Source organism: Candidatus Contendobacter odensis Run_B_J11, from assembly GCF_000531125.1.
GTDB lineage: Bacteria > Pseudomonadota > Gammaproteobacteria > Competibacterales > Competibacteraceae > Contendibacter > Contendibacter odensensis.
Genome location: NZ_CBTK010000104.1, coordinates 1 through 10,335, shown reverse-complemented (window position 1 = coordinate 10,335; position 10,335 = coordinate 1). Strand labels below are relative to the sequence as shown.

13 protein-coding genes and 2 pseudogenes are annotated in these 10,335 nt (G+C 59.3%); 6 read left to right on the top strand and 9 right to left on the bottom strand.

All coding sequences use genetic code 11. The features are described from left to right. Positions 1-48 precede the first annotated feature (48 nt). The 7 genes from BN874_RS08310 to BN874_RS25505 all read right to left on the bottom strand — a co-directional run bounded on the left by BN874_RS08310 (position 49) and on the right by BN874_RS25505 (position 4,671). A complete protein-coding gene (locus BN874_RS08310; protein ID WP_081756239.1) occupies positions 49-543 on the bottom strand; it encodes a DUF1819 family protein in 495 nt (164 codons plus the stop codon). A gap of 107 nt (positions 544-650) precedes the next feature. Then, positions 651-887 (bottom strand): hypothetical protein, encoded by a 237-nt coding sequence (locus BN874_RS08305; RefSeq protein ID WP_034432016.1) that lies wholly within the window; start codon positions 885-887, stop codon positions 651-653. Positions 888-903: 16 nt separating this feature from the next. Continuing rightward, the gene (locus tag BN874_RS08300) at positions 904-1,539 is read right to left on the bottom strand and encodes a nucleotide-binding protein (protein WP_034432015.1); all 636 of its coding nucleotides are present in this window, start codon (positions 1,537-1,539) and stop codon (positions 904-906) included. Between the two features lie 162 nt (positions 1,540-1,701). Next, positions 1,702-2,220: a hypothetical protein gene (locus BN874_RS08295; RefSeq protein WP_154724817.1), complete on the bottom strand. Its 519-nt coding sequence runs from the start codon at positions 2,218-2,220 to the stop codon at positions 1,702-1,704. Between the two features lie 144 nt (positions 2,221-2,364). Continuing rightward, positions 2,365-3,186 carry an ABC transporter permease gene (locus BN874_RS08290; protein ID WP_034432013.1) on the bottom strand — a complete coding sequence of 274 codons (822 nt, stop codon included), beginning with the start codon at positions 3,184-3,186 and terminating at the stop codon, positions 2,365-2,367. Next, a complete protein-coding gene (locus tag BN874_RS08285; protein WP_195912141.1) occupies positions 3,183-4,019 on the bottom strand; it encodes an ABC transporter ATP-binding protein in 837 nt (278 codons plus the stop codon). The genes BN874_RS08290 and BN874_RS08285 overlap by 4 nt, the downstream gene beginning before the upstream one ends. A 406-nt stretch (positions 4,020-4,425) precedes the next feature. Continuing rightward, positions 4,426-4,671, bottom strand: coding sequence for a hypothetical protein (locus tag BN874_RS25505; RefSeq protein ID WP_230314365.1), 246 nt, complete (start codon positions 4,669-4,671; stop codon positions 4,426-4,428). On the opposite strand from BN874_RS25505, the pseudogene BN874_RS08280 reads away from it, so the two are divergent. Further along, positions 4,576-4,991, top strand: a pseudogene (locus tag BN874_RS08280) (tyrosine-type recombinase/integrase). The gene BN874_RS25505 and the pseudogene BN874_RS08280 overlap by 96 nt on opposite strands. Positions 4,992-5,126: 135 nt before the next feature. Here the strand turns inward: BN874_RS08280 and BN874_RS08275 are convergent. Next, positions 5,127-5,366 (bottom strand): annotated as a pseudogene (locus tag BN874_RS08275) (DUF3616 domain-containing protein); the annotation flags it as partial. A 93-nt stretch (positions 5,367-5,459) separates the two neighbouring features. Between BN874_RS08275 and BN874_RS08270 the strand changes: the two are divergent. From BN874_RS08270 to BN874_RS08255, 4 genes are all read left to right on the top strand, one after another. Next, positions 5,460-6,071 carry an IS5 family transposase gene (locus BN874_RS08270; RefSeq protein WP_051497589.1) on the top strand — a complete coding sequence of 204 codons (612 nt, stop codon included), beginning with the start codon at positions 5,460-5,462 and terminating at the stop codon, positions 6,069-6,071. A 438-nt stretch (positions 6,072-6,509) separates the two neighbouring features. Then, complete coding sequence (locus tag BN874_RS08265) at positions 6,510-6,899, top strand: hypothetical protein (protein ID WP_034432011.1); 390 nt, start codon at positions 6,510-6,512, stop codon at positions 6,897-6,899. After that, the gene (locus tag BN874_RS08260; RefSeq protein WP_081756237.1) at positions 6,900-7,385 is read left to right on the top strand and encodes a tyrosine-type recombinase/integrase; all 486 of its coding nucleotides are present in this window, start codon (positions 6,900-6,902) and stop codon (positions 7,383-7,385) included. 149 nt (positions 7,386-7,534) lie between these two features. Beyond that, a complete protein-coding gene (locus BN874_RS08255) occupies positions 7,535-7,993 on the top strand; it encodes a hypothetical protein (protein ID WP_051497587.1) in 459 nt (152 codons plus the stop codon). Here BN874_RS08255 and BN874_RS08250 read toward each other — a convergent pair. Next, positions 7,979-8,206, bottom strand: coding sequence for a hypothetical protein (locus tag BN874_RS08250; protein ID WP_154724815.1), 228 nt, complete (start codon positions 8,204-8,206; stop codon positions 7,979-7,981). The two genes, BN874_RS08255 and BN874_RS08250, sit on opposite strands and share 15 nt — an antisense overlap. A 394-nt stretch (positions 8,207-8,600) precedes the next feature. Here BN874_RS08250 and BN874_RS08240 point away from each other — a divergent pair. Then, a protein-coding gene (locus BN874_RS08240) for an IS3 family transposase (protein ID WP_420886115.1) occupies positions 8,601-9,769 on the top strand; the annotation gives its coding sequence in 2 pieces (ribosomal slippage) (positions 8,601-8,876 and positions 8,879-9,769; 1,167 coding nt in all). Positions 9,770-10,335: the final 566 nt, after the last annotated feature.

Below are 10,335 nucleotides of genomic sequence, written 5' to 3'. Positions count from 1 at the left end.
GTGAGAAAGACAATATTTTACCACAATTTCAATAAGTTATCTTTTTTGTCATGTACAAAGGCTGTCGATATAACCGGCTTCGGCCAGGATCGAGTACACCGATGAACGGAGCCGGCGGAGGGTCGATTCACGCCACAGCGGCATCGTGAGATCACGGCCCCGGCAATCCTCGATGAAATCGGTCCAGAGCGTCTGCGAGAGCGTTTCCTTGAAACTTCGGTAAGCGTCTCGCACCACCAGATCCAGGAAATCGCCGAGCAGCGGGCTGGCCTTGACCGCCGCCGCTAGGCAGGCGTGCGTGGCTTCCTTCATCGAACCGTCTCGGATCAGTTTCCAAAGCGGAGCCTCGACGAGCGAAAGGCGACCTCGGATGAGGATGGAGAAGCGCTGGGCGGTCTTGGGGCTGCGGGTCAGGAGGAGGTTATCCTTGTAGATCGCTTGACGCCATTCCTGATCGGAGACACCACGAAGCAACAACCCCGCTACCACCCGGCTTTCAGACACTTTAAGGGCACCTGCCACGATCTCCGCTCGATACCGCATTTCGTCCCGCTTCTTTGAAACAATCCGCATAACATTCGATCAATAACTTTACGAAAAGGATGACCTCTCATCGGTCAAACTGCTCTAAGTAGATGGCGGTTATCCTCTCATGTCAGCCCACGCTTTTGCTCCCATGCGTCTAGCGCCTCCCGCAACAGCTCATTCAACTTGAGGTCAGCTCCCGCTGCCCGTTGACGGAAGCGGCGGCGAAATTCAACCGACACTTTGAAATTCAGCGGGGCACTGGCCGGTAACCGGGGCGGTGAAGCCGGGGGAACCGGAGTGGCTTGACCTTTGACCGCGACGAGGGAAGGCGATAAATCAGCGGTTTTCTTGCTCGACATCTTTCGTTCCTTCTTTTTATCGTGATTTCTTGTCTTCGTTCATTCGTGCTTTCACGAAAGACCAAAGCTCGATGATTTCAGCGGCGCTGCGGCCTTTCGGGTCGGTTTCCAGCACCGTGCGCCCATCAATCATCGAAGCGGCATAGTCCACCCGGTCATGCACGATAGCCGGAGAAACCACGCCATGCACCGATAACGCCGCCATCGCCTGCACGGTCAAGCGGCTGTTGGGTTTGGCTTGAGTCACCACGAAGGCAAAAGGGCGATTTGCGGTCAAGGCGAGTTCGACGGTACTGCCTACGGCCCGCAAGTCCAGCGGGCTGGGGCGAGTCGGAATCAGCACGAAATCGGCTTGAGCCACCCAGGCGCGGATGGACTCCGTAATCGCTGGGGGAGTGTCAATGAAGGCATAGGCATACCCAGCCTGACTCAGCGCTTCCAATTTGCGGGTGAGTTCTTGGGGCGTGACCGGGGCGAATGCGGGGGTGTCCGCCTTCCGCCCATTCCACCACGCCGCGAGGGAGGCTTGGGGATCGGTGTCGATCAGAACGCACGGACCATCGCCGGCCTTCTCAGCGGCTACGGCGAGGTGAGCGGCCAGGGTGGTCTTCCCGACCCCTCCCTTCTGGCTGGCGAGAACGAGGGTCTTCATATCGGGCTATCAAGATTTCGTTTTATTGTGCTTTCTGGCTAAATAGAAAACTACCTTTCAGTTTCAAGGTAAGAATAAAGGGAAGAAAGATAGAAAGCACGATTTATTTTTACACGGGTCGTCATCCCTTCGTTGTCACTCTCCTCCGAAGACGGACAAATCCTATCTCGTATTAACTTTACCCGCAGTGGCTTTCTTACGACAGAAGGCGATAAACGCTGCATCGGGTTTCTTGGGGGGTTCCTTGTTGATGATCCACTCCCTCCATTGTCGTTCCAATTCGTAAATATCCCATCCTGGAGCGGCTTTTTTTGCCCGTTCGTAAGTGGAAGTCTTCAGGTGTGGTGCATCGGTTAGCGGTAGTGGTGGGAGCGGTAGTAACAGCGGTTCAGGAATAGGTGAAGCCTTGAGTCTTGGTAAAACAGGGGGCAGTTTTACAACGTGAGGTCTGCTGGGTTTAAGTAGCAAACCCCGTTCTCCATCCTCAACATGAGCTTCTGGGTAAAGAACGAGAACACTTCGCAAATGATGGAGAAACTTCTTTTTGAAATCTCGCGGGCCTTGGCCTTGTATAGCGTAATCCGCGCCAAACTGCATTTGCAGGGCAGACCACGGAATTTCTGTTAGCTTGTGCAGATAGGACATACGATAGGTGAGCCAACAGTAAATATCCAAGGCCATTGGTGATCGCTTGAGAGCTTTAAGAGGCTGTCTAAAAACCAAGTTATTGATCTGCTTAATGGTGGAGTCGGGTTAAAACTGGCTAGAAGCGGGTTCCGCGCTAAATTTTTGTTCAAAATCAATGGCGAGTTTTGCGACAGTCTCTCAACCTTCTCCCAACACCCGGCGCCGCAACAGCCGCTCGTCGAGAGGGATGAGAACGCCGATCATCAGCACAAACAGGCCACAAGCGGCCAGCAAATGGGAGTTCCATTCGCCGGCCAGCAACAGGAAGCGAATCCCTTCCGCCAAGTGATGCAAGGGATTCAGGATCAGCCACGCCTGGGTCCAGGGGGAGTCGCCTTCCAGCGGGAAATAGGTGCTGCTGGCGAAGCCGAGCGGCATGATGACCAGGAAGAAGGGAATGTTCATGTGGTCGATGCTGGGCACCAGAGCCGTGAACAGCAGCCCCAGCGTGGCGAAGGCCAGCGCGGCGAGGAACAGCAGAGGGACGACCAGCACGACGCCGGCCCAGTGCAGGTGCAGCCAGCCGGCCAGGGAGAACCCCGCCAGAACCAGGATCACGATCAGGGCGTAGACTGTCCCCAGTGTGGCGGCCCAGAACACCTCGCCCCAGATCACATGTTCCAAACGCACTTGGGTGATGAGCTGCCCTTCCCAGGTTTTCTGGTAGTGCATGCGGATGTAGGCCGCGAACAGGGCCTGGAAGAACGCGGTCATGAACGCGGTGTAGGCCAGCATGCCGGGCGCCAGATAGGCCAGATAGGCTACGGGCCGCCCGCGCCAGGCGAAGTCCGGGATGAAGCCGCCCAGCCCCACCCCGAACGCCAGCAGCAGGATGATCGGTTCCAGCAGCGGCGGCAGCACGGCCGTATGCCAGTTGCGCCGGTACACGGTCAGGTGCCGCCCCAGGACGGCGCGGCTCTGCCACTGAACTGCGGCGCGGTAGTGTGGTGGGAACGTCATGATTTCTCGGCCAGCTTCAGGAACAGGTCGTCCAGGGTGGGGGGGCGAACCTCGAAGCGCAGATCGCCGAACCGGGCGCTGAACCGGGCCAGCCCCGGTCCATCCAGGGCGAGGTGCAGGGTGGAGAGCACCCGGGTAGGTTCCGGCAGACCGGCCTGCCGCGCCCAGGTTCGGACCGTCTCGGCTGCCGGATTGCGGGCGTCCAGCACCAGCACATGCTCGCCGACCAGATCGCCCAGCACGGCGCGGGAGGACCCGGCGGCCACCCCCTGGCCCTCGCGCAAAATCAGCAGTTCATCGGCCAGGCGCTCGGCCTCGTCCATGTAGTGGGTGGTCAGGACGAGGGCCAGACCGTCGCGTCGGAGCGCATCGATCAGTTCCCAGACCTCCAGACGCGCCTGCGGATCCAGCCCGGTGGTGGGTTCGTCCAGGAATAACAGGTGGGGTTCATGAATCAGGGCGCGGGCGAGCATCAGCCGCCGCCGGTAGCCGCCCGAGAGGATATCGGGTTTGGCGTCGGCGTAGCGGTCCAGCCCAAAGCGCTCCAGCAACGCGGCGATCCGTTCCTTTACCGCCGGTGGGCGCGGATGGAAGTAACGGCTCATCTGCTCCAGGTTGCCGCGCACCGTGAAATCGCTATCGAAGGTGTCGTCCTGGGTGCAGACGCTCACCCGCCGGGCCGCCGCTTCGGGATCGGCGCGGCGGTCGATCCCCGCCACGTGAATCGTACCGGCGTCGGGTTGCAGAAAACCGGCGCATAGCCGCAGGGTAGTGGTCTTGCCCGCGCCGTTGGCGCCCAGCAGACCCAGCACCTGGCCGGCCCGGCACTGCAAGTCGACTCCGTCGACGACCCGACGGCCCGTGAATTGTTTGACCAGCCCGGCAGCCCGCAGAATCGGGACGTCCGGGGGGTGCGAATCAGGCGCAGGCATCGACACGGGGATGCTTCCTCCTCGGGAGAAAACCGCTCCAGGGAAGTGAAGAAAGAAACTTCTATGTTACCCCATCAGCCCGCCACTCGGCCACCCGGTGGAAACCGTTATGCGTCGTCCACCGGATGCGGGCCCAGGCAGGTCGGCGGTGGTGAAATCGCGATATCCAGTAGGGCGCAGAAGTTGTGATTCTGCCGTTTTAGCAATGAATTTAGTGCTGACCGGGGTGTGTGGTCCTTGAGGGGTTCTTTGCTTTCTTGGAGTGAGGTGTTGATAGAATCACATGATGGTATAAAGACAACTTAATCTAATCAATTTTTGCCCCGGGGTTTGACGAGCCGCCGATACGGCGGGCGAATTCGATGGGCGAGAATTCTGATGACAGCGGCGGCGAGCGTCGGTCGTCATGGCGCGGGACGCCACGTTGATCCGGGTCGCCTACCGCCACGGTCTGCGGGTGTCTGAACGGGTCCGCTTGCGTTGGGATCAGGTCGATCTTCAGCACGGGCTTCTTCACGTCACGCGGCGGAAGCACGGCATCGCATCGGTCCATCCCTTGCTGCGCGCCTTGCACCGTTTGCAGCGAGACACCCGGAGACGGCCTACGTGTTCGTCAGCGAGCGTAAGGCGCCGCTGACAGCCGACGCCATCCGCAAGAGGGTCGAGCGGGCCGGTCGCCACGCCGACATCGAGTTCTCGATCCACCCGCACATGCTGCACCATGCCACCGGCTATAAGCGGGCCAACGACGGCCAGGACATGCAGGCGATCCAGCATGACTTGGGCCACCGCGACCTCCAAGCACCCCACGCGCTACACCGAGCTGGCGTCAGACCGCTTCAAGAATTTTTGGCACGACTGACCATCGATTGAACATCGCATTAATTGCGAGCTTCCCAGCCCCACCCGATGCTCCCAGAGTCGCATCAATGCGGCGACGCAAGTTTTAGGCGGACGGAATTTTCGGGGATTTGGGCTTACAACCCCCTCATTCCGCGCCCCGACCCTCTAATCGGCCAAAGCGAAAAGATCGGCTTCGACGGTGCGTTCGTCCCGTTGCCGGTTCTTGGCGGCGTCGTAGACTACCAGGATGGAGCGGGCGTCGCCGCCGTTGCCATCGAACAGCGCGATGCCCTCCGCTTGTTCCGGGCCGACACCGACAGGAATATCGAGAACGGTCGGCAGATCCTGACTGAACACCAGCGATTCCCGGTCGGGCCGCGCTCCGCCCGGCCAGCGGAAAACCGCTTGCGATCCCGTTTGCGCTAGGTTCTGTTGACTTTTTAATGTCTCTTATTTTATACATAAAGAGTCATTCATCAAAATGGTGCGTTAATCGTCATGTCGAACGCCAAGCTGTCCGACGAACAGTGGGATAAGGTTTTAAATTTCCTTCGACAACAAGAGGGTATCTATATCGGCAACGAGCGAGATTGCCGCCGGTTCGTCGAGGCGGTGCTCTGGGTGCTCCGCAGCGGCGCACAAGGGCGGTTGCTGCCGGCGGATCAGGGGCGGTGGAACTCCGTTTACCGCCGCTTTGCGCGTTGGGGGCGAAACCGGGTGTGGGACCACATGCGGGCGTTTTTCAGCGCGGATGCTGACCTGGAAAGCATCCTGCTGGATAGCACGGTGGTGCGCGCCCATGCGTGCGCGGCGGGTGCCATCCCGCGCCCGGCCGACCCGCCGGATCAGGCCCTCGGCCGTTCCAAGGGCGGGTTCAGCAGCAAAATTCATGTCTTGGTCGACGCCTTGGGCAATCCCCTGCGGTTCATCGCCACCGCCGGCCAAGTCGCGGAGGTGACTCAAGCGCCGACGCTGTTGGCCGGTCCATCCGCCACCCATGCCATCATGGACAAAGCCTATGACGCGGATGCGGTGTTGGACTTGTTGATTCGGCAAGCCATCCTCCCGGTGATTCCCCCGAAAGCCCATCGCATCGTGCAACGGGAGTAGGACCGCCATCTTTACAAAGAACGTCACCTCGTCGAGGGTTGCATCGGCAAACTGAAGCCGTTTCGCCGGGTCTTTTCCCGATTCGATAAAACGGTTCGTCGCTTTTTGAATTTTATCCAATTCGCCGCCGTACTGATTTGGTTACGATAAAATGTCAACAGAACCTAGAAAACAGAACCGAAATTTCGATGAGATTGAGGTCCGCTGCGTCCCTGTAAAAAACCGAAGGGTTATTGATCAATACGGGTGGTCAACCCTGTGGGTGAGGCTGCCAGAATTTTGGTGGCAGTGGGTACATGGGTGCTCCCCATTGGCAGGCAAGCCGCGCAAAAATCTGACTGGGGTATTACCCATAAAATTTTCCAGACATTTCGCGGGCCGGGGTAGACAATAAGGACGATTTCCCACCTCTGGACCGCAGACGACTGGAGTAGCCCCATGACCCCTCCGCACGATGAACAACCCTCCACGGCCAATGAACCGATCGCGACGGCACGCCGCGAGTTCTTGCGCAGCTTGGGCAAGTGGTCCCAGGCCGTGATAGGCGGGGTACTTACAGGGGGTGCGGTGCTGACGGCTTCATCTGCGGGAGCCGCGAGTTGGTATAACCGGGGCGGCGGTTGGCATAATCGCGGCGCGAGCTGGGTCAATCGGCAGGGTGGCGGGGGTGGCCGTTGGGTGAATCGGCAGGGCGGCGGGAGCTGGATCAACCGTCCTCATGGCTGGAACAACCGGGGGGGCAGTTGGGTGAACCGACAAGGCGGCGGGGGCTGGGCTAACCGGAGCGGCGGTTGGCACAATCGGGGCGGGAGCTGGATCAACCGGTAAATTTTCAGTTCACGCTTCACAACAGGCATCGGCCTGCAACTCAACAGCGGGTTACGCATCAGCGAGGCCATCGGTCTGAAGGTGATCGATGTCCGGCTGGTGGAGGGTGCGGCCACGTCAGTGCGGGTGATCGGCAAGGGCGACAAGGAACGACTCGTACCGCTGCCCGAAGCCTTCGGCGCGGTGTTCAGGTTCTGGCTGAAAGACCCGCCGCGCGGGGAGTTCGCGTTCGCCCGTGCGGCGGGACAAAAGCCGGCATCTTCGCAGGCGGCGCGGGCCTATCTGCGGGGGATGCTCCAGAAAGCGGGCATCGACAAGAAGATCAGCCCGCACAAGCTGCGCCCTACTTACGCCACGAATCTGCTCAACGCCGGGGCGGAACGGGTGGACATTAAGGCGTTGCTCGGCCACGAGAGCATTGCGACCACTCAGATTTATACCCATGTGGGGCAGGAACGGATGGAGCAGGGGGTGGCGCGGTTGTGAACGCCGGGAACGTCCAATGCTCTGGTGGGCAAGCGGGATGCTGCTTAGGCGGCTCGTCTGCCTATAATCTTCGTACTTCCTAGCGGGTCACCGTATACCTCAAATGTCGGGGAGTTACGCGGAAACCGCATCATCACGGGTTAGGCTCCATGAATCATCCCCAAGGTGGACGTCCGCGAAGTCGTCGGGTCTTGCCCTCTGCCGCGCTCTACTTCGGTATCGTGTTCGGTGTCGGCTTCTTGCTCGGCTCCGTGCGCGTGCCCTTTCTTGTCCCACGCCTGGGTGAGCGCGTTGCCGAACTCGCGGAGATGCCGTTCATGTTCGCCGCCATCTTCCTGGCCGCTGGCCACGTCGTCAGAAAGTACGGAGCCTCAGTGGCTCCGCTGGGCTGGGTGCGGGTGGGCACCCTATCCCTGGCGTTCCTGGTCGCAGCCGAGCTTCTTCTGGCGGTGGTGCTGGCGGGTCGCGGCATCGGTGAGTACATTGCCAGTCGAGACCCGGTCTCTGGCTCTGTGTACCTTGCCCTGTTAGTGGTGTTCGCGGCGATGCCGTGGTTACGGCGCAGGCTGGACGCCCGTCTTTCGGGCGGGCCGTCACATGAAGCCTAACCCTTCGCTCAACCGGACCTGCAACGGCATATCGCCGCTGCGGTTCGCCCACTCAAACGCTCGGTATTCAAACCGGAAAGGCGTATGGCCATGATGACGAGAAGACAGTTCATCACCACTGCCGCTGCTACCGGTCTGGGGGCCACCGGAGTGCTGGCTGTCCATTCCTTCCGCAAAGACCGTTCGGACTATGAGCAGGGGTCTGACAATCATGATTGTCAGACCCCTAGATCAATACACAAGGCGCTTGAGTGCCAAGGTGGTCAAGGCCGCCAATCGCCGGCGGTGGCGCTACCCATGCCGTCTCAATCTTCAATATTTTATCCTCATCCAATGTCTTACCAGGAGTGTTTCGAGGTGAGGGATCATCCAGTGCTAACCTCCACCCAATCCGTTTGATCCCCCTGCCGATGCACCTGCAACCGAGGCTGTTGGCGCAAGGCCAATGGATTCAGGTGGACATCAAATGGAAACAGTGCGGGATGGCCGGTCAACGCCTCCCAATCCAAACCATGACCTTCGGCGTGTAATAGAGGTGGTCCCAGAAAACTGGACAGGTTGCTAAGGTGGAATCCTGACATCAGGAAAGAGAAAGGGGTCCACCACTATGGGAAAGAGACGAAATCATTCGCCTGCGTTCAAGGCGAAGGTGGCGCTTGAGGCGCTCAAAGGAGACAAGACGGTAGCCGAACTGTCTGCACAGTACGAGGTGCATCCGAACCGGGTCGGCAGTTGGAAGAAGCAACTCCTTGAGGCTTCGCCGGAGGTGTTTGCAGGAAGGATCGTGTCGGCTGACGCGGGGCACGAGGAAGAGATCCGCAGGCTGCACGAGAAAATTGGTCAGCTTACGATGGAACGGGATTTTTTAGCCAAAGTCTCCAGCAGAATGTTAGCACGGACCGGAGACGGGAAATGATAGACCGTGCCTGTAGCGAGATCAGTATTGTTCAGCAGTGCGAGCTTTTGGGAATAGCGCGCTCCACTTTCTACCATAGGCCCTGTGGAGCGCGCGTGGAAAAGCTGTCCTTGATGCACCGGATCGACGAGCTGTTTCTGGACTATCCGTTCTACGGTTCGCGTCAGATGGCAAGACAGTTGCGACGGGAGGGCCGCAAGGTAGGCCGTCACCGGGTGCGGCGGCTGATGGCGCTGATGGGGCTGCGGGCCATTTACCGCAAGCCACGCACGAGCGATCCGGGCGCGGAGCACAAGGTCTATCCGTATCTCTTGCGTGATCTGGCCGTGACCAAGGCCGATCAGGTCTGGTGCGCGGACATCACCTACATCCCGATGCGCAAGGGCTTTTTGTACCTGATGACGATCATGGACTGGTACAGTCGCAAGGTCCTGAGCGGGCCGCTGTCCAACACCCTGGAGACCCACTTTTGCCTGTCGGCTCTGGAAGAGGCTCTGGCCTGTTCCGGCGTTCCGGAAATCTTCAACAGCGATCAGGGGAGTCCGTTCACCAGCCTCGAATTCACGGACGCACTGAAGGCCCGTGGCATTCGCATCTCCATGGACGGGCGCGGCAGGTGGCGCGACAACGTGTTCATCGAGCGTTTCTGGCGTTCCCTGAAATACGAGTGCGTCTACCTGCACGCCTTCGATACCGGAAGCCAAGCCAGGGAAGGTATCGCCCGCTGGATCACATTCTACAATAACGCGCGGCCTCACTCTGCGCACGGCATCAAAACACCGGGAGAGGTCTACGCGCAGAGCATCGCTTTACCGAAAGGAGAGGAAAATGTAGAAGGAAATTACGAGCCGGTGGCATGAACATCAATAACCGGATTTCACCTAAGAAACGCCGCCAAGCTGTCCAATCAAACAGGACCACCTCTGCCCTCGGCGTGCGCCCAGGGAAACAATCTCCAGCACGATACAAATCGACACCGGCAGCCGGTTGACGTTGGGATAGGTTTTCGCCAGCTCCGGCAACGAATAGAACTGGCCTTGCCGGGCGGCAGCCTAGAATGACTTCAGCGTGTGGTGCAGGTGGTGCGTCATCGCGGGGCTTCCTCCATCTGAGGTCTTTGATTGAATCCTATGACAATGTTCTGGCCGCTTCATCAGGTTTGTCCCACAGGTCTCTCACCCCAGCTTTCTGAACCTCGCGGCGTTCCATCTGTCGCTAAAGCTATAGTCGTCCTTCATCACCCACGCCCTGGAATGCTCTTAAATGATGGCACCTGCGCCTGAATCTGCGGCCACCGCTCGCGCCCGCTCCATTCGTACTTTATGGTTGCTGGGCGTAGTGGCCGCCGTGGTGCAAGCCATGTGTTCGAGTGCGGTCCGGGCAAGGTGCTCGCTGGCATGACAGATCGGAAGAGCACACGTCTGAA

Excerpts from the sequence above, each read along its gene's own strand:
- BN874_RS08255 (WP_051497587.1), top strand. The coding sequence starts at position 7,535 with ATGAATCATCCCCAAGGTGGACGTCCGCGAAGTCGTCGGGTCTTGCCC.
- BN874_RS08310 (WP_081756239.1), bottom strand. The coding sequence starts at position 543 with ATGCGGTATCGAGCGGAGATCGTGGCAGGTGCCCTTAAAGTGTCTGAA.
- BN874_RS08270 (WP_051497589.1), top strand. The coding sequence starts at position 5,460 with ATGTCGAACGCCAAGCTGTCCGACGAACAGTGGGATAAGGTTTTAAAT.
- BN874_RS08265 (WP_034432011.1), top strand. The coding sequence starts at position 6,510 with ATGACCCCTCCGCACGATGAACAACCCTCCACGGCCAATGAACCGATC.
- BN874_RS08295 (WP_154724817.1), bottom strand. The coding sequence starts at position 2,220 with ATGGCCTTGGATATTTACTGTTGGCTCACCTATCGTATGTCCTATCTG.
- BN874_RS25505 (WP_230314365.1), bottom strand. The coding sequence starts at position 4,671 with ATGGACCGATGCGATGCCGTGCTTCCGCCGCGTGACGTGAAGAAGCCC.
- BN874_RS08250 (WP_154724815.1), bottom strand. The coding sequence starts at position 8,206 with ATGATTGTCAGACCCCTGCTCATAGTCCGAACGGTCTTTGCGGAAGGA.
- BN874_RS08305 (WP_034432016.1), bottom strand. The coding sequence starts at position 887 with ATGTCGAGCAAGAAAACCGCTGATTTATCGCCTTCCCTCGTCGCGGTC.
- BN874_RS08290 (WP_034432013.1), bottom strand. The coding sequence starts at position 3,186 with ATGACGTTCCCACCACACTACCGCGCCGCAGTTCAGTGGCAGAGCCGC.
- BN874_RS08300 (WP_034432015.1), bottom strand. The coding sequence starts at position 1,539 with ATGAAGACCCTCGTTCTCGCCAGCCAGAAGGGAGGGGTCGGGAAGACC.